At 66.3% G+C, this 24,940-nt stretch carries 24 protein-coding genes and 1 tRNA gene; 10 read left to right on the top strand and 15 right to left on the bottom strand.

Translation table 11 applies throughout. The features are described 5' to 3' along the window. Positions 1–12 precede the first annotated feature (12 nt). From ACIQJ5_RS06240 to ACIQJ5_RS06270, 7 genes are read right to left on the bottom strand one after another with little or no spacing between them, the layout of a single operon-like run. Positions 13–852 (bottom strand): amidohydrolase family protein, encoded by an 840-nt coding sequence (locus ACIQJ5_RS06240; protein WP_402841935.1) that lies wholly within the window; start codon positions 850–852, stop codon positions 13–15. After that, the gene (locus ACIQJ5_RS06245; RefSeq protein WP_402841938.1) at positions 845–1,786 is read right to left on the bottom strand and encodes an aldo/keto reductase; all 942 of its coding nucleotides are present in this window, start codon (positions 1,784–1,786) and stop codon (positions 845–847) included. The genes ACIQJ5_RS06240 and ACIQJ5_RS06245 overlap by 8 nt, the downstream gene beginning before the upstream one ends. Beyond that, positions 1,765–2,544 (bottom strand): ribonuclease activity regulator RraA, encoded by a 780-nt coding sequence (locus ACIQJ5_RS06250; protein WP_231089832.1) that lies wholly within the window; start codon positions 2,542–2,544, stop codon positions 1,765–1,767. The genes ACIQJ5_RS06245 and ACIQJ5_RS06250 overlap by 22 nt, the downstream gene beginning before the upstream one ends. A 2-nt stretch (positions 2,545–2,546) precedes the next feature. Continuing rightward, positions 2,547–4,517, bottom strand: coding sequence for a hypothetical protein (locus tag ACIQJ5_RS06255; protein ID WP_402841941.1), 1,971 nt, complete (start codon positions 4,515–4,517; stop codon positions 2,547–2,549). A gap of 7 nt (positions 4,518–4,524) precedes the next feature. Further along, positions 4,525–5,469: a carbohydrate ABC transporter permease gene (locus ACIQJ5_RS06260; RefSeq protein WP_231089834.1), complete on the bottom strand. Its 945-nt coding sequence runs from the start codon at positions 5,467–5,469 to the stop codon at positions 4,525–4,527. Next, positions 5,469–6,395 carry a carbohydrate ABC transporter permease gene (locus tag ACIQJ5_RS06265; protein ID WP_231089835.1) on the bottom strand — a complete coding sequence of 309 codons (927 nt, stop codon included), beginning with the start codon at positions 6,393–6,395 and terminating at the stop codon, positions 5,469–5,471. Before ACIQJ5_RS06265 ends, ACIQJ5_RS06260 begins: the two co-directional genes overlap by 1 nt. Positions 6,396–6,447: 52 nt before the next feature. Then, positions 6,448–7,722 carry an ABC transporter substrate-binding protein gene (locus tag ACIQJ5_RS06270; RefSeq protein WP_402841945.1) on the bottom strand — a complete coding sequence of 425 codons (1,275 nt, stop codon included), beginning with the start codon at positions 7,720–7,722 and terminating at the stop codon, positions 6,448–6,450. 164 nt (positions 7,723–7,886) lie between these two features. Between ACIQJ5_RS06270 and ACIQJ5_RS06275 the strand changes: the two genes are divergently transcribed. The 3 genes from ACIQJ5_RS06275 to ACIQJ5_RS06285 all read left to right on the top strand — a co-directional run bounded on the left by ACIQJ5_RS06275 (position 7,887) and on the right by ACIQJ5_RS06285 (position 10,380). Continuing rightward, positions 7,887–8,483, top strand: a complete 597-nt coding sequence (locus ACIQJ5_RS06275) for a GDSL-type esterase/lipase family protein (RefSeq protein WP_402841948.1) — start codon at positions 7,887–7,889, stop codon at positions 8,481–8,483. 194 nt (positions 8,484–8,677) lie between these two features. Further along, positions 8,678–9,391 carry a hypothetical protein gene (locus ACIQJ5_RS06280; protein ID WP_402841951.1) on the top strand — a complete coding sequence of 238 codons (714 nt, stop codon included), beginning with the start codon at positions 8,678–8,680 and terminating at the stop codon, positions 9,389–9,391. Positions 9,392–9,951: 560 nt separating this feature from the next. Next, a complete protein-coding gene (locus tag ACIQJ5_RS06285; protein ID WP_402841954.1) occupies positions 9,952–10,380 on the top strand; it encodes a hypothetical protein in 429 nt (142 codons plus the stop codon). A gap of 54 nt (positions 10,381–10,434) precedes the next feature. Here the strand turns inward: ACIQJ5_RS06285 and ACIQJ5_RS06290 are convergent, their stop codons facing one another. Then, positions 10,435–11,070, bottom strand: a complete 636-nt coding sequence (locus tag ACIQJ5_RS06290) for an MBL fold metallo-hydrolase (protein ID WP_231089839.1) — start codon at positions 11,068–11,070, stop codon at positions 10,435–10,437. A 318-nt stretch (positions 11,071–11,388) separates the two neighbouring features. Between ACIQJ5_RS06290 and ACIQJ5_RS06295 the strand changes: the two genes are divergently transcribed. Then, positions 11,389–11,461, top strand: a tRNA-Glu gene (locus ACIQJ5_RS06295). Positions 11,462–11,525: 64 nt separating this feature from the next. Here the strand turns inward: ACIQJ5_RS06295 and ACIQJ5_RS06300 are convergent. Both ACIQJ5_RS06300 and ACIQJ5_RS06305 read right to left on the bottom strand, forming a co-directional pair. Continuing rightward, a complete protein-coding gene (locus tag ACIQJ5_RS06300; RefSeq protein ID WP_402841957.1) occupies positions 11,526–12,653 on the bottom strand; it encodes a tyrosine-type recombinase/integrase in 1,128 nt (375 codons plus the stop codon). Between the two features lie 11 nt (positions 12,654–12,664). Continuing rightward, entirely contained in the window at positions 12,665–12,877 is a 213-nt protein-coding gene (locus tag ACIQJ5_RS06305; protein WP_402841960.1) for a hypothetical protein, read from the bottom strand. A 120-nt stretch (positions 12,878–12,997) separates the two neighbouring features. Between ACIQJ5_RS06305 and ACIQJ5_RS06310 the strand changes: the two genes are divergently transcribed. Further along, a complete protein-coding gene (locus ACIQJ5_RS06310; protein WP_402841963.1) occupies positions 12,998–13,702 on the top strand; it encodes a hypothetical protein in 705 nt (234 codons plus the stop codon). Between the two features lie 17 nt (positions 13,703–13,719). On the opposite strand, the gene ACIQJ5_RS06315 is transcribed toward ACIQJ5_RS06310, so the two are convergent. From ACIQJ5_RS06315 to ACIQJ5_RS06335, 5 genes are all read right to left on the bottom strand, one after another. Beyond that, positions 13,720–14,043: a hypothetical protein gene (locus ACIQJ5_RS06315; protein WP_402841966.1), complete on the bottom strand. Its 324-nt coding sequence runs from the start codon at positions 14,041–14,043 to the stop codon at positions 13,720–13,722. Continuing rightward, positions 14,040–14,279, bottom strand: a complete 240-nt coding sequence (locus tag ACIQJ5_RS06320; RefSeq protein ID WP_402841969.1) for an addiction module protein — start codon at positions 14,277–14,279, stop codon at positions 14,040–14,042. Before ACIQJ5_RS06320 ends, ACIQJ5_RS06315 begins: the two co-directional genes overlap by 4 nt. A gap of 44 nt (positions 14,280–14,323) precedes the next feature. Then, positions 14,324–17,782 carry a MobF family relaxase gene (gene mobF, locus ACIQJ5_RS06325; RefSeq protein WP_402841971.1) on the bottom strand — a complete coding sequence of 1,153 codons (3,459 nt, stop codon included), beginning with the start codon at positions 17,780–17,782 and terminating at the stop codon, positions 14,324–14,326. A gap of 237 nt (positions 17,783–18,019) precedes the next feature. Further along, positions 18,020–19,303: a permease gene (locus ACIQJ5_RS06330; protein ID WP_402841974.1), complete on the bottom strand. Its 1,284-nt coding sequence runs from the start codon at positions 19,301–19,303 to the stop codon at positions 18,020–18,022. 44 nt (positions 19,304–19,347) lie between these two features. Next, positions 19,348–20,055, bottom strand: a complete 708-nt coding sequence (locus ACIQJ5_RS06335; RefSeq protein ID WP_402841977.1) for an ABC transporter ATP-binding protein — start codon at positions 20,053–20,055, stop codon at positions 19,348–19,350. 230 nt (positions 20,056–20,285) lie between these two features. On the opposite strand from ACIQJ5_RS06335, the gene ACIQJ5_RS06340 reads away from it, so the two are divergent. The 5 genes from ACIQJ5_RS06340 to ACIQJ5_RS06360 all read left to right on the top strand — a co-directional run bounded on the left by ACIQJ5_RS06340 (position 20,286) and on the right by ACIQJ5_RS06360 (position 24,857). Further along, entirely contained in the window at positions 20,286–21,233 is a 948-nt protein-coding gene (locus ACIQJ5_RS06340; RefSeq protein WP_402841981.1) for an ABC transporter ATP-binding protein, read from the top strand. Between the two features lie 71 nt (positions 21,234–21,304). Further along, complete coding sequence (locus ACIQJ5_RS06345; RefSeq protein WP_402841984.1) at positions 21,305–22,045, top strand: hypothetical protein; 741 nt, start codon at positions 21,305–21,307, stop codon at positions 22,043–22,045. A gap of 36 nt (positions 22,046–22,081) precedes the next feature. Next, complete coding sequence (locus ACIQJ5_RS06350) at positions 22,082–22,903, top strand: hypothetical protein (protein ID WP_402841987.1); 822 nt, start codon at positions 22,082–22,084, stop codon at positions 22,901–22,903. Positions 22,904–22,956: 53 nt separating this feature from the next. After that, on the top strand, positions 22,957–24,165 hold the full coding sequence (locus tag ACIQJ5_RS06355; protein WP_402841990.1) for a sensor histidine kinase: 1,209 nt from the start codon (positions 22,957–22,959) through the stop codon (positions 24,163–24,165). After that, positions 24,162–24,857, top strand: coding sequence for a response regulator (locus tag ACIQJ5_RS06360; RefSeq protein WP_402841992.1), 696 nt, complete (start codon positions 24,162–24,164; stop codon positions 24,855–24,857). The genes ACIQJ5_RS06355 and ACIQJ5_RS06360 overlap by 4 nt, the downstream gene beginning before the upstream one ends. Positions 24,858–24,940: the final 83 nt, after the last annotated feature.

The following is a 24,940-nucleotide window of genomic DNA, read 5'->3' on the forward strand; positions in this document are numbered from 1 at the left end:
GGGAGCGCCGCCTCAGAACCCGTAGAGCATCCGGGCGGTAGCGCCCCAGAACCCGTCGGCGTCCGCAGCGTCCTCACCCCAGGCCCGCGCCGTCACGGCGACGATCACCTCGTGCGGAGCGACCCGGGCGGACATGGGCCAGTCGCTGCCGAACAGCAGACGGTGATCTCCGAAGCACCGTCGCGCGTGCGCGACGATTCCGCGCAGCCGTTCGTCGGCCGTGTGCCCGGCTCCGACGTGCCGGATCACTCCAGAAACCTTCGCATGCGCGTTCGGGTGGGAGGCGTAGTCGGCGAGGGCCCGATTCCAGTTCGTGTCCGCCTCATCGAAGCCGAGCCCCACGTGGCAGAGGATCGTCGGCAGCTCGGGGTGACGCGCGACGAGCGCGGCGGCCGCGGGAAGCTGATCCGGTCGAAGCAGGAGCTCCAGCACGAGACCATGTTCTGCCAGGCCCTCTGCGAGTGGCTCGACGCCGGGCACATCGGACAGATCGCTGCGCGCCGAAGTCGCCGCGAGCCGTACGCCGGCGAGCCGGCGCCATCGCGGCTGCAGGACCCCCGCCCAGCCGTCCGGGCCGGGTTCGTACTGGCCGACGAGGCGCATCGGGCGCGTGGCGGTCGCGGCCTCGTCCTCCAGCCAGGTGAACTCCCGCAGGGTGTTGGCCGCCTGGACCGCCACCGCCCCCGTGCCGGTGACGTCGGCGCGTTCGAGATCCGCGGCGAGGACCCGGCGCGCAAGCCCCAGTTCTGCCCGGAACCAGGGAAGGGGCACCTCATCGACATCCCAGAGATGGACGTGCGCATCCAGGTGCGCTGCAGGGGAATGGCGAGGGGGCACGGCGGCGTCAGACACGGGAGATCTGCTCCCAGAGCGGATCCGGCACAGCGGCTTCGCTGTTGCGGACGAAGGCGTCCACCTCGTGCGGGGTCCGTGCCCCCACGACTACGGCGTCGACGCCGTCGAGGCGCAGGGCGTACTGCACCGCTGCGTCGGCGATGCTCACGCCGGCGTCCGCGGCGAGCGCGGCCATCCGGCGCGCCCGCTCCTGCATCGGTGCGGGAGCCTCCCGGTAGTCGAAGTACGGTGAGCCGACCGGATCGACCAGGATCCCGGAGTTGAACACCCCCGCCGCGATCACACCGATCCCGCGCTCACGCGCAGCGGGCAGCAGCTCGCGCTGCCCGCTGTGGTCGAGCAGCGTCGTCCGGCCGGCGATCATGATCACGTCCGGATCGCTCTCGCGGACGAACCGGGTGAGCGGGTCCGGCCACACCATGCCCACACCGATCGCGCGGACCACCCCCTCCGCACGAAGCCGGTCCAGCACGGGCATGGCCGTGCGCAGAGCCGCGTCGACGTCCGCGGGGTCGTGGAGGTACAGCAGATCGATCCGGTCAGTGCCGAGCCGGCGGAGGCTGCCCTCGAGGCTGCGCAGGATGCCGTCGGCACTGAGATCCGGGCCCGTCGACGCGCCGACGGTGCCCAGGGGTGCCGGTTCGCCATCGGCGGTGAGGATCTCGCGGCCCACTTTCGTGGCGATGCAGACCCGATCGCGGGGAACTCCCGCGAGCGCGTGCCCGAGGCGGCGCTCGCTCTCCCCGGCACCGTAGTGTGGCGCGGTGTCGAAGAACCGGACTCCGCGATCGAGCGCGCGCGCCACGGTGGCGTCGCACTGCTGGTCATCCACCGTGGAGAAGAGGTTGCCGAACGGCGCGCAGCCGAGGCCGACGACGGTGGCGTCGTCGGCCTCGGTGCGCAGCGGCATCAGCGCTGGGCGGAACGCCATGTCTCGTACTCCTGACGGCTGTCGGGGGTGAGGGGGTAGTAGTCACTCAGGCGTGCGCCCTCGTCGAGGCGCATGCGGCTGAAGCTCTCCCACTCCTCGTGATCCACCGCGTCCTCGGCGACGGCAGACACCATCGCCTGCGGCACGATCACTGCGCCGTCGTCGTCGGCGACCACGACGTCGCCGGGCAGGCACAGCACCCCGCCGACGGCCACGGGCACATCGAACGCCCACGGGAACAGCTCCGACTGGGAGGCGTAGTGGGGGGTGACACCCGTTGACCACACGGGAAGTCCGATGTCGGCGATCTTCCCGGAGTCCCGGATACGCCCGTCCACCACCATTCCCACGCCTCCCCGGCGCTGGAAGTAGCGCGCCAGGATGTCGCCCACGCACCCGGAGTGCGCGCTGCCGTAGGCCTGGACCACGAGCACATCGTCAGGCTGGATGCTCTCCAGCACCTTCCACAGCGCGGTGTGCTTCTCGACGTACTCCTGACCGAGGCCCGAGGCGAGATCCTCGCGCTGGGGCATGAACTGGAGCGTCACGGCGTTGCCGACGATCCGCTGACCGGTGCGCAGCGGGCGGGGCCCTTCGACGAACGAGTGCCGGATGCCGAGACCGTGCAGCTTTGCGCATGCGGTGGCGGCCGAGACCCGCTCCAGGGACGCCAGAGTGTCGGCATCCGCGCGCTGGAACTCGGGCCCGCGAACGGGAAGCTGGAACTCGGGGCGGATGAGGGCGGCGGTGTCGGTCATGATCATTCCTTTGTTGCGGGCGCGTCGGCGCGCCCGTCGTGGTGGGGGCGAACCGTCTCCGGTTCGACGGTGAGGGTGAGGCGGGCGGCGTGTGCGGGTGGGAGCTCCACCACGACGGTTCCGTCGGTGACCTCGCTGGAGCGTGTGATGCTCGGGTCCCTCGGGGACGCGTATGCCTCGCTCCGGCCCGGGTACGTGCCGTGGGCCACGCCCGCCGAACGCACGGCGGTGATCCGCTGAAGGGCGAACGACGAGGCGATGACGCGCACGCGGCGCGTAGCGATCTGCGAGAGGTTGACCAGCTCCACATCCACCTCGCCGTCACCCAGACGTGTGACCAGCGCGGCGACATCGGCGGGAAGCCCGGGCCGGTGCCGATCCTCGTCCCGGTAACGCAGCGCCGTCAGCGGAAGTCCGCCGTTGTAGAGGATCTGTGGAGCACCCGAAACCAGGTGCGAGAGCACCTCGGTCACCACCGGGTTCACCCGCTGCCAGAAGTGCAGATGCACGGTTCTCGGGTCCACATCGGCGTCCGTCATCAGGGCGACTCGTCGGGCGACCTGGCCCAGTGCCATCTCCAGTGCGTGCACGGGATAGTCCGGTGCCTCACCGAGCAGGAAGCTCACCCAGGCGGCTTCGTGTCCGGCTTCGGCCTTGTCGCGGAACGCGATCACCTCGGCCGGGTCGTGGGGGAGCCCGTCCAGCAGGGTGCGCAGTCGCGCGAGATCGGACTCGTCGCGGCTGAACCACCACAGCCAGAGGGGCAGATCCAGCCGGGGAGGACCGTAGTCGAACCATCCGTCCCGGCCGTAGCGGTGCGGGACGAGCATGCCGGGACGATCGGCGTACTCGCCGTATCGCTCGCTCCAGCCGCCGGCGAGGCTGAAACCGGACTCTTCCACTGGGCCGGAGGCCGCGTGCGACATCGGGGCGTCGAGGCTCGCACGGGCGAGGTCGAGGGCGTCGGTGGACCCGGAGACGATGGCGTGGTTGATCGCGGCGATCACGGTGGCCATGCCGATCGTCTCGAGTCCGTGCGGCCAGGTCCAGCCGTAGTGGCCGCCGTGCCAGGCGCCGTCGTGCAGGCCGCCGACGCGACCATCGGGGGCGACGTTGTCCGGGATGAGGCCGTCGTTGTCGGCGGCACGGCGACGCCAGCCGTCGATGTAGCCGATCACCCACCGCGCGGTGGCCTCGTCCCCGTCGTACAGCCACCGGTTCACCGCGAGGGTGGTCGCAGCCAGGTTCACTGCGACATCGCCCGCCGCGCGCCGCTGCATCTCCTGGCCCATCCGCCGGGCGTTCTCCTCGTCGGCGAGGTCGTCCCAGGAACGGATGCCGGGCAGCGAATCCAGCGGAAGACCGTACTTGCGCATCTCGGGTTGATCAGCGCGGTACGCCTGCCATTGCGGCCCGAGCCCCGGCAGGGGGCCGAGCGCCCCGTTGTGCGGCGCGCGGATGATGTTGAGCTCCGGGTCCCAGTTCCCGTGGCGCGGATCGGTGTACAGCTGCGCAAACCTCCGGGCCCGTTCGGCGAAGGCGGCATCGTCAGGGTCCGCAGCGCACAGCGCGTAGAGGAAGATGAGCGATTCACCCTGGTGGAACCAGTCATAGCCGTTCTCGTACTCATCGGTGAGCATGCCGCCTTCGGTGAGCTGGGCGGTCACCCCCTCCCAGTGGCGCTTGGCGGACGCCAGGATCTCGTCGCTGCCGCCGAGGGCGTAGAAGGTGGGCCAGTTGAAGAACGGCTCGTACAGATCGTCCACGCCGTCACGCGAGTCGAACTCCGGAGTGCGCAGCACTCGTCCGTCGGCGTCGCAGAAACGCGCATCGAACACCCGCCACGCTTCTTCGACGGCATCGAACAGCCGCCGCTCCAGCACCGCCCAGGCGGGAATCCGCGCGAGCGGGAAGGTGAGGACGCTCATCGTGGGCTTCTCCTGATCCGGCATCGTGTTTGTCTCGGGGCTCATCGAGGCGTCATCCCTTCGTGGCACCGGCGACGAGGCCGCCGATGATGTGGCGCTGCATGACGATGAAGAAGATCACCGCGGGTGCGATGGCCAGCAGCAGCGTCGGGAACACCGTGGTGTACGAGGTGCTGTACTGACTGACCGCGGAGTAGACGCCCGTGGTCACCGTGTACAGCCCCGAGCTCGGCCCCAGAATGATCTGCGGGCTGACGAAGTCGTTCCACACGCTGATCGAGTTGAGCACCATGATCGTGGCCACCACGGGGCGCATGATGGGGAAGATGCAGAGCCAGAAGGCGCGCATGCGGCCGGCGCCGTCCAGTGCTGCCGCTTCGTCGATGTCGCGCGGCACGGTTCGCAGATACGCCGCGAACAGGAAGATGGTGATGGGCAGCGTCGCGGCGGTCTCGAAAAGCAGGAATCCCGGGATCGTGTTGATCAGACCGAGCACTCGCAGCACGAAGACCACGGGGATCAGGGTGACCTGACCGGGGATGAACATACCGGAGACGAACAGCAGGAGCAGACCCAGGTGCCATTTCGACCGTCCGCGAGCGATGACGTACGCCACCGGAGCGGACAGCAGGATACCGAAGAGGTTGACCAGCACGACGAACAACAGCGTGATCCCGTAGGCGGCCACCACATTGAAGCGCTCGGAGGTGATCGCCGCCCAGAGGTACTCGAAAGTGAGCGTGTCGAGGGAGAACCCGAGGGGGTTGCGGATGATCTCCTGCTGCGGCTTGAACGCGTTGATGATCATGATGTACATCGGCACGAGCATCACCAGTGCGAGCACGGAGAGCACGATCCCGGTGAGCACGGTGAGCAGGCGCGGGCGACGGATCCGTCGCGGGCCGGAACGGCCACGCCGGCGCGGGGGAGTCGTGAGCGTGCGGGTGTCCGCCGGCTCCTCGACGAGCGGCAGGGTTCCGTCAGTGATCAGGGCCATCAGTCGGCCACCTTCTTCTCGGCGCCACGGCGGGCGAGGGTGACGCCGAGCCCGAGCACGGCGGTGATGATGAGCAGGACGACGGACTGGGCAGCGCCGAGTCCCAGCTTGGCGTTCGCGAACGAGTCCTTGAGGATCTGGAACACGATGGTCTGCGTTCCAGCGGCCGGACCTCCGTCTGTGAGGGCGAGCACCACGTCGTAGACCTTCAGCAGGCCGACGAGGGTGAGCACGAGATTCACCGTGAGCACGGGAGCGATCAGCGGCACGGTCACGTTCCGGAACTGCTGCCAGGGGCTGGCTCCATCGACGGTGGCCGCCTCGTAGTACTCCGTCGGCACCGACTTGATGCCGGCGATGTAGAGGATCATGTTGAACCCGAAGTGCGACCACACGATGGTGGCGATCACACTCGCCTTGGCGAACCCGATGTCGGTGAGGAACGGCAGCGGGCCGAGGCCGACGGCACCGAGCACGCTGTTGACCGCACCCTGCGGGCTGAGCATCGCGGCCCAGAGGAAGCCGATGATCAGCGCGCTGATGATGTACGGGTAGAAGAAGATCGTCCGGAACACGGTGTTGGCCCGTCCCGGGCCGGAGATCAGCGCCGCGACGGCGAGTCCGAGCACGTTGCAGGCGATCGTGCCGAAGAACGCCACCACCGCGGTGAAGACAGCCGCATCGATGGTGCGCGGGTTGCGGAACGCGTGCGTGTAGTTGTCGAACCCGATGAAGGTGAAGTTGAGGCTGTAGCCGTTCCAGTTGGTGAGGCTGAGCACGAAGGCCAGGATCATCGGCACGATGAACATCGCGAGGAAGACGAGCACGGCGGGCGCGCTCATCAGGAACCCGGGAACACGCGCGCGCCAGCGCATGGCGGGGGAGGACCGGCGCGGCGGCGCGGCGGGGCGGTCGAGTGTGACCATGGGAGGCTCCATCACGTGAGCGGGGCGCCCGGAACGCCGGGCGCCCCGAGGGTCATTGCGCGTTGGCGGCGAACCAGGAGTCCAGCGCACTGTTGACGTCGGCGGCGGGAGTGCCTCCGAGCAGCGCCTGGACCTGCGTGTTCAGCTCGTCGGCGTAGCCGGCGGGCATGGTGCGCTCGCCGTAGCCGTTTCCGGTGGGTGTGTAGCTGGATGCGGGAGTGTCGGACACGATCTGCAGCAGTTCCGTGGCCAGGTCGTTCATCTCGTACTCGTAGCCGTCGCGGTAGTTGCCGTCGACCTGGAGCTGGTCGACCACCGCCGCCTTGTCGGTCGCGAGGTACTCCACGACCTTGAGCGCGGCCTCCTGGTGGTCGCTGGACTTCAGGATCGAGTACGGGCTGGCGATGTTCGCTCCCATCGCCGGGTTCTTCACCGAGGCGTCGGCCGGCCCCGCGAAGACCCCGATGCTGGGCGGGTTGTCCGCGTTCGCCTCGGCTGCGGCGAACCAGCTGCCCATCGGGTAGAGCGCGCTCTTGCCCGCGAGGAAGCTTTGCTCCGCATCGGGATACTTGATCCCCAGCGCGTCGGAGTTGAGGTATCCCTTCGCCACCCAGTCGGCGTACATCTCGGTGTACGCGCCGGCGGTCTTGCTGAAGGTGAGGTCACCGGAGCTCATCTTCTGGAACCAGTCGTCGTTCTGCGCCACCACCGACGGCAGCGCCAGCGCCTGGTAGGACATCTGCGACATCCAGTCGCCGCCGGTCTGGATCGGCGTCCACCCCGCGTCCTTCAGCTTCGCGAGGTCGGCGGTGAACTCCTCGAGGTCCTTCGGCGTCTCGGTGATGCCCGCCTCCTCGAAAGCTGTCTTGTTGTAGAACCACAGACTCTGCAGCTGGATCCCGACACCCGCCATGTACTGCTTGCCATCGATCGCGTACTGCTCGGCCAGTGGGCCATTCGCGGCCCAGTCGTACGAGGACAGATCCACGAATTCCTGGGCGAGCTCCGGTGTCGGGGCCAGGGACTGGACGATATCGGGAGCGTCACCGGAGGCGAGGAGCCGGGGCAGGGCTTTTTGCACGCCATCTGCGCCGGGGCTCTGGATGATGACGTCGATGTCGGGGTTCGCGTCTTCGAACGGCTTCACCAGCGTGTTCCACCATTCCTCGGTGAGGTTGGGGGTGATGTTCACGAGCACGCGCACTTCGGTGGTGCCGCCGGCGCCCGCGTCACCGCCCTCACCGGAGCCGCCCGTGCTGCATCCGGTCAGTGCGGCCACGGCGAGCAGGGCGATGCTCGTCGTCGCCAGGGAACGTTTCTTGATCATCGTCGATCCTCTCGTCTTCGAAAGCTCCGGGGGAGGAGATGAGCACGACGATAATCGATAATCGGTAACTGACGCAAGCATGCGTCGGAAACATCGGATCTTCGTCGCCCTCGGAGGGGACGGAGCCGATCCGTGCCCTAGCCTGAACCCACGAAAGGACTCCCATGCTCCGCATTCACTTCACCGGCGACTCGATCACCGATGCCGGGCGCGACCGCACCGATCCCGCCTCGCTGGGGGACGGCTACGTATCCCTCCTGGCGCAGGCTCCCGAGCTGGCGGATGCCCGGATCAGCAACTCCGGCATCGCGGGCAACCGGGCGATCGATCTGGTCGGTCGGTGGGAGGCGGATGTGATGTCGTCCCAGCCCGACGTGCTGTCGATCTACGTCGGCATCAACGACGTCTGGCGGCGATTCGACAGCGACGACCCCACCACAGACGAGGAGTTCGAAGCCCGCCTGCGCCACCTGCTCGAACGCGTCCCGGCCGGCGTGCGGGTGCTGCTGGTCGAGCCGTTCCTGCTTCCGGTGCGGGCGGAGCAGCAGGGGTGGCTGACCGAGCTTAGGGGAAAGCAGCGCGTGGTAGCGGATCTGGCGGGTCGCTTCGGCGCCCAGTGGGTGCCGTTGCAGCAGCGCCTGAGTGAGGCAGCGGGCGAGGATGCGGCCGCATGGGCACCGGACGGCGTGCACCCGTTCCCGCGCGCCTCGCGTCTCATCGCCGACGCCTGGCTGGACGCGTACCGCCGCCTCCCGGCCTGAACTCGCTCCCGGTCTGAACTCGCTCCCGGTCTGGAGCCGGTCCCGGTCTGGAGCCGGTCCCGGGCGGGAGCCGGTAACGCTGGGTGTGCTCTGCGACGGGGTGACGTGACGGCGCTTCGGCGGGGTGTGAGCGGTCTGGAGCGGCACCGCTGGCTTCCGGGCTGAATCAGGGCCGCCGGTATTACGGTGGGGGCATGAGTGGGCTGGAGGAGGCGGATCTCGCCGAGCTGCACCGGCTCCAGCGCGCCGTGTACGGCCCCGGGGCCGGCGCCGACGCCGCGGATGCACAGCAGCGGCTGCGTGTGTTGCAGTCGCCGACGCGGGAGGTGGCCCGGGTGCATGTGCGGGGTCGGGCCGCGGGCGACCTGCCTTCCACCGATCCCGGCCCGGGGGTTCTTCCCGATAGCCCGGGAGCAGAGGCGGTCGCTGTGACGCGTCGGGGCTCCCGGGCGCTGTCGCGAACAGAGCGGGTGCTCTGGGCGGGACTCGGTGCGCTGGCGGTGGCCCTGCTCACCGTCGTCGGGTTCTTCCTCGGCGCCCTCACGGCGCCGCATCCCGACCGGGTGCTGATCCCCGTGGTCGAGGCGGCATCCGGCAGGGTGGCCCACGAAGAGGTCACCGACTATCGCGAATATCCAGCGGATCGTATGAAGATCGGCATCGGTACGATGGCCTTCGACGGTCCGGGATTGGTGCGATGTCTGTATGTCGGAGGCCCCGACGCCGACCTGCGCACCGAGACTCTCCTCGGCGCATGCGCGCCGGAGAGCGCCTTCGGCACGACGTGGGAGGTGGCGGGGGATCTGGGCACCGGCAGCGCGCTGTTCGGCCTGACGGTGCAGGATTCGGTTCGATTCATCGAGCGGGACTCCGGGCTTGAGGTTTGGCTGTCCGAGGCGCCGGCATGAGCGCGCCGTCGCCGGAGGCGACCGGGGCAGCCTCCGCGGATGGTGCGGGGCGCGAAGGCGATGGTGCGGGGCGCCGAGGTGACGGTGCGGGGCGCCGAGGTGACGGTGCGGGGCGCCCAGGCGACGGTGCGGGGCGCGAGGGCGACGGTGCGTGGCGCCCAGGCGACGGCGGCGCATCGAGGCGTCCGGGGCGTGGCGAGGGTGGGCCCGCCCCGATCCCCGTGCGCTCGGCTGCGGGCGTTCGTGATCTCGAGCCGGACAGCGCACTCCTGCGCCGCGCGTTCGGTCCCCGGTCTGGACCCTTGGACCCCCAGGAGACGGAGGCGCTGAGGGATGCCCTTCGTCGGCGCACGCTCGAGAGATGCGGGGTCCGCCATGACCCTCTGCGGACTCGGGAGGCTCCCGCGGCGGATCGCCCGGCCTCGGGCAGCCGCGGAGAGGCGGAGACGGTGCCCCCTCGCGCGGCACGCATGTCGTCACGCTCCGCATCGGGGGCACTGATCCGGCAGCGACTGCGAGTAGCGGCCCTCGGTGCCGTCGCCGCTGCTGCCGTCCTCGGCGTGGGCGCCGGCATCTGGGCTGCCACGCAACCACGGCCGGCGCTGGCGCTTCAAGGCACGCCGGTCGCGACCTCGGAGATCGAAGATATCCTCGATGCGCAGCCGACCGTGTTCGAAGGGTTCTCGATGACGGATGGGATGTCGTACGGGGAGGCCTACGGTCTTCGCGTGATCGGTGCGAGACTCACCAGCGCGCAGCAGCACGCCTCGCTCGATTGTCTCTGGTTCGTGGATTCCGGCGAGTTCGTGATGCCGCTGTGCACCGGCGTGCGCGAGCGCCCCGGCTATCCGCGCCTGCTCGATATCTGGCGCGACGGCGATGCGCTGGTCTGGAACCCCGCTCCGTCGGATGATCTGCGCCAGATCCGGATCTCGATCGAGGGGGACCGACTGGAACTGTGGGAACAGGCGGTCAGCGTCGCACCGTGAAGAGGGCCGGCATCGGCGCACCGTGGCACGGGGTCGCAGCGCGCGTGACGCGAATCAGATCGTGATCGTGTCTCCCGGGTCCAGCTCGTGGAAGGTGCCGCCGCCCTGTTCGGTCGCCCAGGCCAGGCGTCCGCGGTGCATGGCGCGGCCGACGGTGGACAGCGTCATGTCGTGGGTCCCGAACGCCTGGCTCGGCGCGACCTCCAGGACGAAGTCGATCGCGTCCGAGATCTTCAGCCACGGAGCCCCGAGCGGCGCGGCCAGGAGCTTCACCGGAACGCCCGGTGCCGCATAGGAATCGCCCGGGTAGTAGAAGGCATCGTCGACGAGCACCCCCACGTTGTCGATGAGCGGGATCGAACGATGGATCTCGGCGTGCACCCCGCCGAAGAAGCGGAGCGCGAAGGGGCCCGCCTGCACCGTGTCGCCGGGTGCGACGACCGTGATGTCGTAGCCCGCGGCCGCCGCGGCGACGCCGGCGGGGCCGAAGATCGGGATGCCGGGGTTGGTCGCAAGGATCTGGTCGAGCGTTCGCGGGCTCCAGTGATCCTCGTGCTGATGCGTGAGCACGATCGCGGCGGTGCGCGGGATCTCCGTGAGGCTGGCGAGGAAGCTGCCCGGATCGATGATCAGCGATTCACCGTCCTTTTCGAGGGTGACCGTGGCGTGCTCGTACTTCGTGATGCGCATGGCACGAGTCAACTCTCTTTCGTCGCTGACGCCAAGTGTGGGTGACTGTCAGAGTTGCTCCAGTGAACGCGCCCGGATCGGCGAATGGGGGATCGTTGCTGTCGCCAGGCGCGAGTGGCCGCCGGCGTGTTCAGGTGAAATCACGAGGGAGCGACGAATGCGCGGGGCGTCGCACACGCGACGTCCGGGTGACCGGCGGGGGTCACTGCGGTGAACACGCCCGGGATCGACGAATGAGGGGGCCGATTTGCAGAGCGGTCCTCATCTCATGCATACTAAATGAGTCGCAAGCGAGCCGGAAGGCCGCGAGAGACACTCGGCCCCATCGTATAGCGGCCTAGTACGTCGCCCTCTCACGGCGGTAACGCGGGTTCGAATCCCGCTGGGGTCACAACACAGAAAACCCCCGGTCATCCGGGGGTTTTCGCATTCCTGCTGTCGGACGCTATGAGGCGCTACGCGGCTTTTGGCAACAGATTGGCAACATCCGATCGCATCGCCGCCTGGTCGAGCGCCGTGGCAACACCGTCGAGGTCGTCATCGAACAGGTCGGCGTACACGTCGAGGGTCACAGCGGCCGAGGCATGCCCGAGCATCCGCTGTACGGCCTTGACGTTCGCCCCGGCGCTGACGGCGAGCGACGCTGCCGTGTGGCGCAGCTCGTGGGGAGTGAGTCCACCCAGGCCGATTGCGGTTGCGGCGGGGTCGAGCCAGCCGACGCGGTAGACGTGGTTGCGGAGCCAGGTGCCGGTGCGGATGCCGTAGAACACGGGAGCGTCGGAGTCGCGTCCGGCGATCTGTGCACGGAGCAGGCGGACGAGGAACGCGGGGATGGGGATGCTTCGGTGCTCGTAGTCCTTCGGCGGCTCGATGCGCTGATAGCCCTTGTCGGCGACGACGGTCTGTTCGACGGTCAGGCGCGGGTGCTTCGCATCGAGGTCGAGGTCTCGGATTCGCAGCCCGGAGAGTTCGCCCCAGCGCAGGCCGCAATACGCGAGGGTGAGTACGACGAGGCCGTAGCCGTAGTCTCGGCCGTCTTTCATTTCGTCAATGGCCTGGGCGAGGGCCGCGACCTGATCGTGCGAGAGGTAGCGCTTGCGTGTCTTCGTCGGCTTGGGGAGTTTGAGTCGGGCTGCGGGGTTCGACGGCAGGCGCTCGTCCTCGACCGCGAAGCGTAGTGCTCCGGAGAGCACATTGACGATCTTCCGAACGGTCGCGGGTGCGCCTGGCAGTGCGGATGCCCATTCCTGCACGCGGAGCCGGGTGAGGTTGCCGATCGGGATGCTGCCGAGTTCGGGAGTGATGTGCTTGTCTATGATGTTCTCGACCCGGCTGCGCGTGGTTGCCCGCAGGTCGCCTCGGGCGGCGAGCCAGGTCTGGAGCCATTCGGCCACGGTGACCCTCGCTAGTGACGGATCGAGGTAGCGGCCTTGGGCGATGTTGACCTCGGTCGTCGCCAGGAACAGCTCAGCGGCTTTCTTCGTCGTGAAGCCGCGCTTCTGGGTCTGCTTCTTGTCGGGTCGGCGATAGAGGGCACGGTAACGACGGCCTTTCGTTGTCTCGTACGCCTCAACGCTTCCCATGATCTTGTCGCCTACTTCTCCAGCCCGGCGAGGCGCTGCACGTCGATGCGCCGGTAGACACGCTTGTGCTGGGTGAGCCGAATCGGCTCCACCGGAGACGTGCCCGCGAGAGCGAGAGTGCGCAGCGTCGTGCGATGGATACCGAGCAGTGCGGCGGTCTCTTCCTCGGAGTAGAACAGCGGGGCACGCTGGTGCTCGTCAATGGGTGCGGTGCTCTGACCCATCGTGTCCTCCAATCTAGCTCAGATGATAGCTGCGATGGCAGCGAGTATCTTAGATTAGATCACAACACGCCGATAACAGCAAGTGTTTTAGTTGCTCGTGTTGCTCGCTAGAATCGGGACATGCCCACACCCTCCGGTCATCGCCCCGGCGACCAGTCCTATGACGGACTGCTCGTGCAGGACGACCTGCCCGACGGGTGGCATCTGCCCGACCGCTTTCCGGGGGAGCGGGCCGAGGATGCGAGCGCGTTCCTTGATGAAGCGCTCGGCTACAACGATCAGGTCGTGACCGCCGAGGACCGGCAGGCGCAGCTCGACTCAGAGCAGAACGAGACGATCGACGGCCGTTGGCGCTACATCGAGCACGCGGCGACCGCGACTCGCGTGTTCATTCGACTCCAGCGCCAGCAGTTCGCCGTGCCGGAGGAAGTGAAGATCACCGGCGTCGTGTACCTTCCGTGGCGACCGGGTGATCCCATCTCCAGTCAAGACCTTCGTGCGTTGCCGACGGCTCGGATCGAGGCAGCGATCAACGAGCGGCTGTTCGCCATGAAACGGACAGTGACGATCACGGGCGGAAAGATTGTGCTGCCGTCTGGCCGGAAGATCAGTGAGCGCGATCTGCTCAAACCGCTCGGGAACCCGAAGCAGACGCCGGACTTTTACGAACTCGTCGCGCTCCAGTACGGCAAGCTCTCATCCCAAGGCGATGAAGCTCCGGCGGTCACTATGGCGAAGATCAATGATGTTGCTCACGCCACGGCGCAGGGCTGGCTCGTTCGCACCCGCGCTCGTGGGCTGCTGCCTCCCGGTCGCCGGGGATAGCTCGCTGCGCGGGCCCCTCAGAGATCCTTGAGTCGCTGTCGCCAGTACCCAGGGCGGCGACGTTCGTGCGCGTACGCAACGACGATGACCTCGTCGTCTCGAACGAAGTAGATGATGCCGTAGGGGAACACGTCGGTGCCCTTGCGTCGAAGACGAGAGTCGCGCTGACGGCCACGGTAGAGCGGCGCGGAATCCGGCCACTCCCTGATGAAGTCCACGCCGTTGTCGAGGTCATCACCGAGACGGTCACCGAGTCCTGCCTCCTGGTCGTCGTACCAGGCGAGGGCGTCCAGATACTCTTCGCGAGCGGCCGGATGCTCGCGCCAGGGCAGCGCGCTCACTTGCGGCGGGCCGCCAGCATTGCTCGGGCCATGCGTCGGGTCTCTTCACCATCGACAAGTTCGACCTTGCCGGTCAGAATCTCATCCACTCGAAGGTCGATCTCTTCATCCCACGCGGCATCGACTTCTGCCTGCTCCGCGTCAGTGATCTGCTGGAGCGCGAGCGCGGCAATCTCGCGCTCATCGGCAGAGAGGGTTCGACCCTCTGCGATGTAGTCTGCGAGCTTCGGCGTCATGCCCAAAGTCTACCGCTGAGGCCTGACATTCGGGGCGAATCTCGTTACAGGCTTGGCGCGTCGCGGTGCGGAGCACTGTGACCGGAGCGACGTCCAAACGGATCGTGGGAAGGGTGGAGCTTGCGCGCGCGGGCCTCTCGGTCGAGCCGTGCCCGTTCTGCAGCGTCGCGCTGGGCCGTGATCCGGGCAGCGGCGTCCTGCACGGACATGCCTCGCAAAGTGGCTGCTTCCCGCCGTGCTGCTGCGGCGGTGCGGCCTGCGCTGGCGGCTTCTCGGTCGGGGTGGGTGAACTCGTAGCGCAGCGGGTCGCGCCGTACTGGTTCGGCTCCGAAGATATCGGCGTGGAGCGCGCGGCGTTCGCTGCGGTGTCGCTTCTCCATCTCCTCCCCGGCAGTGCGGGCGGCGTCAGCACGCTGTTCAGCCTCGACCACGCGCGGGTCACGGGCGGCGAGCCGTTCGGCGGCGCGCGAGGCCCAGCCGGTGAGCGTATCGGCGTCGCGGGGCGTTGTGCCCCAACGGTCTGCAACGCGGCCGCGACTCTTGCCCGCGAGTGCGGTCGCGGTCTGATGGTGCTTGCGTGCGGCGCGTCTCGCGAACCTTCCAGCGGCGTTGAGCTTTGTCTGTGCGGCTGACTCTTGGTCGAGCGCCGTCAGATGCTCGGTGCCTTGCTGCATGGCGACCACCGTGAGCGATTCCTGCGCCTCGGCGCGCACCCTTTCTGCCGCCTCTGTCATGGACTGGATTACGGCCGTTTGCTCGTCCTTTTCCGCCTGCTGGTGCTCGTGCTGCTGGTCGAGGCGCGCACCGACGCGCTCCCACCATGCGGCGCATCGCTCGGCCTTCTCCGCATCCTGAATAAGCTGTGCGATGCGGGTGTTCACGAGCTTCACCGGGCCGTCGTCAACGAGACCTCGCACGGCCTCCGCTGCGTGCTCTGTCGCATCTGTGAGGCCTCGGTCGGCGTTATCGCGTTCCATCGCGTCGATGAACTGCGCCCGCGCCTCGGCACGGCTCTCCGCGATGACGTGCAGGGCGTTCTCGCTCCTGCCTCTCGTCATGCCGACATACACCGCCGCACCGTTGATGCCGTCGCTGAGGATCGTGTGCGAAGCAGGCGCGGTGACGCCCTGCACGCCGTAGGCGGTCGCCGCATAGGACAGGTGCGCATGCTCACGGATGTATTCGGCGGGAAGGTGCCGCGTGTGCTCCCGCTTGCGCTCATAGTCCGCGTCGCGCACCCAGACTGAACCGTCCGGTTCGACGTGCTGCACGATCCACTGCTGTCGGTTCGCCACACCCAGCGCAGTGTCGTTGCGACGAGTCTGGATCAGATCACCCGCACCGATACTCAGCCCATCGCTGCCCGTCGTCGTGGCGGCGTCATCGACCATGCCGCGAGCGATCCGCTCCTCCCGGACGCGCTCATTCAATCGCGCGGCGTCCTCATTGGATGCGACCGTGACTGTCTCCCCGTCGCGGACGTTCTGCGCGATGTGCTCGTGTAGCTCGTCGCCGTGTGCGTGCAGGCGGATGAGGCCGAGTTGGTCGAGTTGGTCGAACACGTCACCAGGCTCACGGCGGTCGCGCATTCGCACAGTGAGGTTGGCGTAGTCGGGGTCGGTGAAGCGGTGTACCTCGGTCATGTCGAAGGTGCGACCGCGAATCTGCGCCGCCATGTCGAGGAAACCGCCGCGCCCGACAGCAGCAAGTTGCGCGCGGTCGCCCACGAGCGCGACTGTTGCACCCGTTTCTGCTGCAACGGTGAACAGTGCGAGGGCGGTGTCTTGGTCGAGCATCCCGGCTTCGTCGACCACGATTCGATCCCCGCGCCGCAACACGGCACCGGGCGGTGGGCCGGTGAACGTCGCACCCGTGGCCGGGTCTGTCGCGCCCGGTGTGAGTCGCGTCCATACGCCGTCCTCGTTCCACCGATAGCCATGCGCGTGCACGAGAGCGGCAACCGATGTAGCGGGCACGCCGAGTTCCTGGTGTGCAACGTGGGCGGCGCGCTTGGTCGGCGCGACGACGCGCACACGCCTGCCGTGATCGTTCGCGGCGGCGATCGCCGTGGCAAGCATCGTCGTCTTCCCCGAGCCCGCAGCACCTTCCACGATCACCAGCGGATCGGTGGATGCGACCGCAGCGGCGGCGTCGAGTTGGCCCGCGTCGAGAAGCTGCCCGCGCCGCGCCGCGCCATGCGACACGTCACGATAGCGCTGCTCGTTCTTCGGGGTGCGGGCGGTGAGCAGGTCGCGCAGTTCGGTTTCGACCTGCACCACGCGCCACGATGTGAGATGCGCCACATGCTCCGGCGCGGGCGCGCTAGTCGGCAGGATCGAGAAGCAGTCCTCGAGTGCGAGCGCTGTTGAGATTGCGATCAGCTCCCGCAACTCTTCGCGGGTAGCGCGCACCCCGTGTTCGGTGATGATGCGGGTGGCGTGCTCCTGCACGTCGTGGCGCGTCCACGCCGACGATCCGGCGGCGCACCGATCCAGCGCGCGCGACGCAATCTCCTGTACCGAGAGTTCGTCGGAGCGCGCCGGCGCGCTGACGGGCTTGCGGGTGAGGGTTTCGGGGTCGTAGCCGGCCTCTCGGAGCTCGGTCAGCCATTCGGCTTCTTCTCGGGTCGTTGTCGGTTTCTTCGCGGGGCGCTCGAACGCCCACGCCTTCGCCGTCAGCCGGGAGGACACAACTGGCCCTATTGTCTCGCCCGGATGGGCTGCCTCCCATTCGGCTTCGAGCCGTTCCAGGTTCTTCCGCACCTGTGCGCCGCGCTTGCTCATCAGTGCGTTGAACGGTGCCAGCTCGGTCACCTCACCGGTCACCGGGTCAAGGGTGAGGCCGTGTCGATCCAGTACCGACGCAAGCTCGGGGCTGGCGGCGATCACGGCAGACCCGAGCGCCCGGATCGCGCCCTGCTGCTTGAACATCGCAGCCGTATCCAGCGCCCGCCACGCACCTGCCGCCCAAACCCTGGTGCCGACCTGCATATGGATGTGGCGGTGCGGGTCGCCTGCGCGGGAAGTGTGGTGTGTGATCCCGACGACATGCATGTGCTCGATTGGCACGACTTCCTGCTTCCCGCGCGGGCCGACGCGCGTCACCGAGTGCTGAGAGAGCCATCGCTGAATCTCCGACAGCGCGCCCTGCTGCGCCGCGTCCAGGGCTTCGGACACTTCGGGGTGGAGGGCGGCGGCGACGGAGAGTGACTTCGGGGCATTGATGACCATCTCCGCGAACCGAGGCGAGCCTTGACGATCCGATCCCGCAAGCCGCGGCCTGCCCATTCGTTCTTCGGTGTCGGGGTTGATCCAGTCCACCCAGTCCGCATAGTCCTCAGCACTGAGCGGTCGGCTGTTCGCCTCGCCGGATGCGTTGAGGACGCTGTAGGAGATGCCGGTGGCGTCGCCGAGGTAGTAGTCATCTGCTCGGGAGCGGTCGGACTCGACATAGCGCATGGCATCGGCTCCGGTGCCCCGGAACAGAACCACGCCGCCATGCATCCCGGCTCCTATCTAAGATGACTGCTGTCATCGTAGCATACGTCCATTCTTGAAGGAAGCTTGATGTCACAGGCGATAGGGGCGTGTGGAAGAGGAAGAGTACGGAGTTAGGAGGAAGTCAGGTCGCAAGGTCTGGGAGGTGGGCTGCGATGGCGGCGAGCGAACTCCGGAAGCTTTACGTCTTCATCGCAGGAGTGCTGCTGCTATGCAGAGAGGATTCCTGGCCGTCGCGGAGAATCACTCTCCGCGAGAGGGAGCGTTCAGCACACGTCGGAGTGTGCCGCTGGCCGTGATCACGCCGATCCGCACGAGTAGTACTCCGCACGCGAGGAGGATAAGCGTCGCGGCGACGAAGAGGGGCGAGTTGGTCGTGGCAACCAGGAGGAGCGGAAAGGCGAGCGCGGCGGCGGCAGCAGCGGAACCAACGATAGCGATTATGGCGGGGCCCACCGCTTGGTGTGTGCGGGCGCGGTGCATTTCGCGTTGTGGCATGCCGATTCGGTCGAGCGCGATGTAGAGGTCCCTGTTCTCGATGATCGCTGCGGTTTGGGTGATGCCGATCTGACAAGCAGTGAGAACGTACGAGATGGCAACGAGAATGAACAGCACGGTTCGTGCGTCTGCGAACAGCATGACCTGATCTTGGGTGAGTACGGAATCACTGCGTTCGACGGCGTTGAGGAAGCCGAGCATTGCGCCGCTGGGGAGCAGGATGAAGCTGGTCAACGCGATCGCCGACACCCCTCGCCACGCTGCTTTTGGGTCTTCCAGATTGCGACGCGCGGCGACCAACCGTGCCGCATCGGAAGTGGTCTTGGCGCGACGACGTGCGGTAAGGGTGATCGCAAACGGCCCCACGATTCCGAGCACGCCCATGATGATGAGCACGGCGATAGTGAGTCCGATGACGATTCCTGTGATGCCCCAGTTCGGTGAAGCGAGCTGTGTGAGAAGTATGCCGGTCACCAGCGCGGCAGCACCTATCGCGAGTCGTACCCAACTCATTCGAGGAGCATTGGCACGGTTCGCCACTCCGAGCGGGCTGATCACCACTTGACGAAGGCCTATCATCGCGCTGATGGGTGCCAGGGAGACCAGGATCAATAGGAGCACGACGGCTACCCACGCAGGAAGCCACGCCACCTCGACAGCCGAAGTATCGTTCGCGAGCGGTATATGAGCGACCGCGAGGGGCACCGGTATCGCGAGCGCGGAACCGATGACGACGCCGACAAGCTGTAGCGTCGTGGCCTCCATGACGGACACGACCTGAACGGTGCGTGTTGACGCGCCCAGGAGCCGAAGTGCCGCAAGTCTCTCGTCACGGCTACGAACAGTGAGTCGGGTGGCAGCGCCGCCGAGCGTGAGCAGCGGCACGAGGAGCAGACCTGACAGGGCGACCGCAAACACGCGGTATGCCCCGGATTCGTCTGGCACCGTCCAAAGACGCACCGCGAACGTGACGGCAGCGAACGACAGGATCGTCGCTACTGCCGATGCGACGATCTGGAGCCAAGCCATGGCACCCGAGTGTCGGCGTGGGCGTAGGAGCATCCATAGCGCAGTCATTGACCTGCCCCGCTGTCGATGCGCCCGTCGAAGACCCGAATGACTCGGGTGCACCGTGCAGCGACCCGTTCGTCATGGGTCACGATGACCACCGCGTAGTCGTGTGCCCTTCTCTCGTTGATGAGGAGGGTCAAGACCTCGTCAGCGGTCTGGGAATCGAGCGCTCCGGTGGGTTCGTCAGCGAACACGATCTGAGGGCGATGGATGAGTGCGCGGGCGACAGCAACACGTTGCGCCTGTCCGCCAGAGAGCTGCCCGATGCGACGGTTCTCGAGTCCTGCGAGTCCCAGAGCAACGAGTTCTTCATGCGCGCGTGTGAAGGCCTTTTGACGGGACCGGCCGGTGAGCAGAAGCGGGAGCGCGACGTTCTCCGCTGCGGTGAGCTCAGGAGTCAGGAGGCCCTGCTGAAAGACGAATCCGAACCGGCGGAGCCTGAGAGACGAGCGGTCGTCGTCGGAGAGGCCGGTGATATCTACATCCGCACCGGCGTGCTCGTCCGCGAGGGTGACGCATCCTGACTGGGGCTGGATGATCCCTGCGAGGACATGCAGAAGGGTGCTCTTGCCTGATCCGCTTGGCCCCATGATCGCCACGGACTCGCCCGCGAAAATATCGATCGTCGCATCGCGCAGAGCAACTGTGTCGCCATAGCGAACCTCAACATTCCTGGCATGAAGAAGGCGAGTCTGCTTCCGCTCCGTCATGGACTGCTCCTGCCTGCACACACTTCGAGATGCCGCCATCGCGACATACCTCCGACGCTACGAACCTTGAACGGTTCGAGGCACCACCCACGGGTGGAAGTTCAGAACGTCACGATGAGCGAGAGTTCCACCCCTGGGTGGTGCCCCTGGGGTGGTGCCGATTCGTAGCGTGAAGACACCGCCACCACGAGGTGCATACGGTCTTGCTCGACAGGAAGAGGAACCCCGCAGTGTCAATCGAAGTCAGCCGCCTCACGAAGAGATACGGCTCCACATACGCCGTGAAAGACGCTTCATTCCAGGTCCAGCCGGGGCAGGTCACGGGCTTTCTCGGACCCAATGGTGCTGGAAAGTCCACGACGATGCGCGCCATTGTCGGGTTGGATCACCCCACCTCCGGGTCGGCGACCATCGGGGGCAGAACCTACGCCCGGCTGCGTGCCCCGCTGCGGGAGGTGGGTGCGCTTCTGGATGCGAAATCGGCGCACAAGTCTCGCACTGCGCGAAATCACTTGCGGACAGTCGCAGCGACATGCGGCATCTCCCGTCGGCGCGTCGATGAGGTGCTGGACCTCGCAGGTCTGACCAGCGTGGCAAACAAGCGGCTCGGCGGCTTCTCTCTCGGCATGGGGCAGCGCCTCGGACTGGCAGTTGCACTCCTCGGCGACCCGCACACCCTCATCCTCGATGAGCCCGTCAACGGGCTCGACCCCGACGGTGTGACCTGGATCAGGAACCTGCTTCGCGAACTCGCAGACGAAGGACGCACGGTGTTTCTGTCCTCGCACCTTCTGGGAGAGATGTCATTGATTGCCGACCATATCGTCGTCATTGGCAAAGGTGAGATCCTCGCAGACGCGCCGGTCAGTGAGTTTGTCCAAGCTGGCGATCTCGTACGCGTAAAGACGCCAGATGCAGGGCGGCTTGCCCAGGTTCTCGCTGCACCGAACGTGACCACAAGATACGACGGCTCCGGTTATCTCGACGTTGAGGGCTTGACTGCGGAGCAGATCGCAACAACCGCGGCCGGGGCAGGACTGGTGCTCTTCGAGGTCACCCCGATCCAACGCAGCCTGGAGGATGCCTACCGCGATCTCACCCGCGAATCTGTGCAGTACCAGTCTGAGCACTCATCCGCGATTCCCACCGACGCATCAGACTCTCGGGAACGGCGATGAGCCTCATCGCCGCCACGAAGCCCTCTTCAAGAACGGGGGCACAGTCGGGTGAGGTCCGGTTCCTTGGCGTCATGAAGTCTGAGTGGGTGAAGTTCGCCACGTTGCCGTCGCAGTGGCTCACCGTGCTCGCGGCGATGCTTCTCATACTTGCCGTCGCAGCACTTCGCCTCACAACCACGATCGTGCAAGGCGACATCGAGGACCCTGTGCTGCTTGCGAGCCAGCTCCACGAGGGGGTCGTATGGGGTGGGGTACTTCTCGCCGTTGTTTCGGCTCTCTCGGTGACGGGTGAGTACACATCGGGTGCGATCCGCACGACACTCATCGCTGTACCCGTGCGAGCTTCTGTAGCGACGGCAAAAGCGCTTGTCTTCGCGTTGATCGGATTGCTACTCGGCTCGGCGACCTCTGGCATCGCACTATTCGCGAGCTGGCTCGTCGGCCAGCAGAACACCATCAACACGCACCTGGCAGCCGGATTCGTCGCTCAACTCGTCGTCGGCTCAGGACTCTATCTCGCAGGCGTCTGCGTGCTGGCCATCGGCCTCGCGTTCCTTATTCGTCACCCGGTGGGAACGCTCGTGACGGTGCTCGTGCTGCTCACGGTTGCCCCGTTGCTGCTTGCGGCAGTGCCGCTGGAGATTATTCGCGACATCATCACGTTCCTCCCCAGCATCGCCGGACAGATGATCTTTGCCCCTGAAACCGGAACAAGCGTCCTCTCTCCCTGGGGCGGCCTCGGAGTGCTCGCCGTCTGGGCGGCAGCCCTCTGGGGAACTGGAACAGCTCTCCTGCAGCGTCGCGACGCCTAAAACTCCACCCGCCATCGATACCGGAGAAACGACTTCATGACCACTATCACCCCGTCTCTATCAACGAACCTGCTGCGCAACCGCGCGACGTTCCCTCGCTCACTGACGGCGGAGTTCGTCAAGTTCTTCACCTTGACCTCGAACCGCATCCTGATCGTCATCATGACGCTGTTCGTTCCCGCATCCGCCTCGATGCTGGCGCTGTCTTTTGCCTCACCCAGCGACAACCGCGCACCAGGGACCTCTCTGACCGAGGTCGCAACGATCATGTTCATCGATAGCATCCTGTGGGTACAGATGCTCTTCGCTGTGATCGTCGCGCTCTTCGTCACCAGCGAGTACAGCTCCGGCCAAATCAAGCAAACGTTCCTCGCCGTACCACGCCGTCTCACCGTGCTCACTACAAAAGCACTCGCGGTAGCCGTTCTCGGATTCACGTCAGGGTTCGTTGCGGCGTTGTTGGCACAGGTCGCCCCGGTAGCGATTCTCGCGAACTCAGATGTGAGCTATGACTTCACTTGGGAGACCGCACTGATCCTCGCGGCCAAGTCGGGGTTTTACCTCGCGGGCGTCGCCGTGTTCGTTACGGGCTTCGCGTTCCTTGTCCGAAATGTCATCGTCGCGATCATCGTTCCCGTGTTGTTCCTGAGCATCCTGCCCGAGATCATCCGCTCGATCCCGGTTGACCCCATCAGGAATGCCGTCGAGTTTTTCCCCAGCGTTGCGGGCCGCCTGCTGATCAGCACCATCGAATCTGGGGCTGGTCTCACCGGCTGGCAGGGGTATGGAGTGATAAGCATCTGGGCGATCGGGGTACTCATTATTGCTGGGCTCACCCTCAAGCTGCGAGACGCGTAGCCAGGGAGTCCCCGAGGCGACAAAGCTAAAATGAGGCACAGGAAAGGATGACCGTGCGGAGTACAGAGGGGCGGGAGGCGGCGCCCTTCGAGGCGGATGCGTTTGCCCCGTCTCTGTGGGCGCCTCTGGAATGGGTGCGCCGTCATCCGCGCATAATCGACATCCTCGTGATCCTCGCGTGTACCGCACCTGCGTGTATCGGGTTGGTGCTGATCCAGCCTCCCTACGCCTGGGCGGGGTTCGCGCTCACCGCCGCCATCGGGATCGCACTGTGGTGGCGACGAACCCACCCGCTCCTCGTTCTCTCGGTCGTCGTCGCGTGCGCCAGCATGAGCCCTCTCGTGCAACCAGGGTTCAGCCCACTACTGATCGAAACGTTCATCGTCGTCTACACCGTCGCCTCCCTGCGACCGCTGACACACGCGCTGATCGGTTTGGGGCTCAGCATCGGCATACCTTTCGTCGCAGCCGCAATCCGGCAGTGGATCGGGATCGGAGAGCTCTCACCAACCCTGGTGCAACCGGTCCTCCTCGCCGCCCTCTTCCTTGGCATCGCCGTACGGTCCAGGCGGCAGCAACGGGAAACCCTCGCTGCTCTGGTCAACACAAGGATCGAAGCGGCAGCCGCGAACGAACGCAGCCGCATCACTGCGGAAATGCACGATGTCGTCGCCCACTCCGTCACCGTCATGATCGCCCTCGCGGGCGGCGCACGCGCGGCCTGGCAGAAGCACCCGGAACGAGCAACAGCCGCGCTCGAACAACTCGGGAACGTCGGCGAAACCGTGCTGGGAGAGATGCAGACCATCCTTCACGTCCTCCGCTCCGGGGACAGTGATCTCGACAAAGCCCTCCACCGATCAGGACACAACCTGCCCACACTGGAAGAGCTCGCAGACACCTTCCGTGCCACAGGTCTCCCCGTGACACTCAGACAAACCGGGTTCCCCTCCGATGACCTGACTCTCAAGAACGCGACATATCGGATCGTCCAAGAATCACTGACGAATGCGCTCCGCTACGCCGATAGACCGGCTGAAGTCGCAGTACGCATCACAGGATACAGCGACACGGTTACCATCACCGTGACCGACGATGGCCACCCCGGACCTCCCGCTCAGAGTCTGGGATCGGGGGCAGGGCTCAGCGCAATGGCCGAACGCGCTACGGCACTCGGCGGCACCCACGACGCAGGTCCACGAATCGGAGGCGGCTGGGAAACCCGTACAGTGCTGCCGCTGACGAAGTCGAGGCCCCGATGAGTAACACTCAAGCAGAAGCGCGGAAGCCACTGACGGTTGCGGTCGTAGACGACCAAGAACTCGAACGCACCGGCATTGAGCTCATCCTGGACTCCGCCGACGACATCACAGTCATCGCGGAAGCAGCAACCGGCGAAGAAGCCATCCCGATCCTGATCGAACGACAACCTGACATCGTCATCATGGACATCCGCATGCCAGGAATGGGCGGCATCGAAGCCACGAAGATCATCACTGAGCGTATCCCGCACACCAAGACCATCGTCCTCACCACGTTCGACCTCGACGAGTACGCGTTCGGAAGCCTCCGGGCAGGGGCCAGCGCCTTCCTCCTGAAATCCACAAGACCCGAAGCCTTGATCGACGCCGTGCGAACCGTCGCGACAGGAGCCGCAGTCGTAGACCCACGCCTCACCGCGAAGCTCATCGACCACTACGTCACCAGCCAACGCGCGGACGACAACACACCACCCGACAGGGAACACGCGATCGCTCTCGCAGACCTCACCCCGCGAGAGACCGACGTACTCATCGAAATCGGGCGAGGGCACACGAACGAAGAGATCAGCGCCAAACTGCACCTCGCAGAAAGCACCGTCAAATCACACATCAACTCGATCTTCGCCAAGCAACATCTCCGAGACCGCGTGCACGCAGTCATCCTCGCGCGCGAAACCTGGTCAAACCTATGACCCGCTCTAGGTGTGATGTCCAGGGACGTTGTTGAGTCGGTCGAAGGGTACGCCGCCAATCGCAGAGTGGTGTCGGTGGTGGT

Origin of the sequence: Microbacterium sp. GXS0129, from assembly GCF_044769785.1 — a bacterium.
GTDB lineage: Bacteria > Actinomycetota > Actinomycetes > Actinomycetales > Microbacteriaceae > Microbacterium > Microbacterium nymphoidis.

Excerpts from the sequence above, each read along its gene's own strand:
- ACIQJ5_RS06245 (WP_402841938.1), bottom strand. The coding sequence starts at position 1,786 with ATGGCGTTCCGCCCAGCGCTGATGCCGCTGCGCACCGAGGCCGACGAC.
- ACIQJ5_RS06250 (WP_231089832.1), bottom strand. The coding sequence starts at position 2,544 with ATGACCGACACCGCCGCCCTCATCCGCCCCGAGTTCCAGCTTCCCGTT.
- ACIQJ5_RS06255 (WP_402841941.1), bottom strand. The coding sequence starts at position 4,517 with ATGAGCCCCGAGACAAACACGATGCCGGATCAGGAGAAGCCCACGATG.
- ACIQJ5_RS06260 (WP_231089834.1), bottom strand. The coding sequence starts at position 5,469 with ATGGCCCTGATCACTGACGGAACCCTGCCGCTCGTCGAGGAGCCGGCG.
- ACIQJ5_RS06265 (WP_231089835.1), bottom strand. The coding sequence starts at position 6,395 with ATGGTCACACTCGACCGCCCCGCCGCGCCGCCGCGCCGGTCCTCCCCC.
- ACIQJ5_RS06270 (WP_402841945.1), bottom strand. The coding sequence starts at position 7,722 with ATGATCAAGAAACGTTCCCTGGCGACGACGAGCATCGCCCTGCTCGCC.
- ACIQJ5_RS06275 (WP_402841948.1), top strand. The coding sequence starts at position 7,887 with ATGCTCCGCATTCACTTCACCGGCGACTCGATCACCGATGCCGGGCGC.
- ACIQJ5_RS06280 (WP_402841951.1), top strand. The coding sequence starts at position 8,678 with ATGAGTGGGCTGGAGGAGGCGGATCTCGCCGAGCTGCACCGGCTCCAG.
- ACIQJ5_RS06290 (WP_231089839.1), bottom strand. The coding sequence starts at position 11,070 with ATGCGCATCACGAAGTACGAGCACGCCACGGTCACCCTCGAAAAGGAC.
- ACIQJ5_RS06300 (WP_402841957.1), bottom strand. The coding sequence starts at position 12,653 with ATGGGAAGCGTTGAGGCGTACGAGACAACGAAAGGCCGTCGTTACCGT.
- ACIQJ5_RS06305 (WP_402841960.1), bottom strand. The coding sequence starts at position 12,877 with ATGGGTCAGAGCACCGCACCCATTGACGAGCACCAGCGTGCCCCGCTG.
- ACIQJ5_RS06310 (WP_402841963.1), top strand. The coding sequence starts at position 12,998 with ATGCCCACACCCTCCGGTCATCGCCCCGGCGACCAGTCCTATGACGGA.
- ACIQJ5_RS06320 (WP_402841969.1), bottom strand. The coding sequence starts at position 14,279 with ATGACGCCGAAGCTCGCAGACTACATCGCAGAGGGTCGAACCCTCTCT.
- mobF (WP_402841971.1), bottom strand. The coding sequence starts at position 17,782 with ATGCATGGCGGCGTGGTTCTGTTCCGGGGCACCGGAGCCGATGCCATG.
- ACIQJ5_RS06330 (WP_402841974.1), bottom strand. The coding sequence starts at position 19,303 with ATGGCTTGGCTCCAGATCGTCGCATCGGCAGTAGCGACGATCCTGTCG.
- ACIQJ5_RS06335 (WP_402841977.1), bottom strand. The coding sequence starts at position 20,055 with ATGACGGAGCGGAAGCAGACTCGCCTTCTTCATGCCAGGAATGTTGAG.
- ACIQJ5_RS06345 (WP_402841984.1), top strand. The coding sequence starts at position 21,305 with ATGAAGTCTGAGTGGGTGAAGTTCGCCACGTTGCCGTCGCAGTGGCTC.
- ACIQJ5_RS06350 (WP_402841987.1), top strand. The coding sequence starts at position 22,082 with ATGACCACTATCACCCCGTCTCTATCAACGAACCTGCTGCGCAACCGC.
- ACIQJ5_RS06360 (WP_402841992.1), top strand. The coding sequence starts at position 24,162 with ATGAGTAACACTCAAGCAGAAGCGCGGAAGCCACTGACGGTTGCGGTC.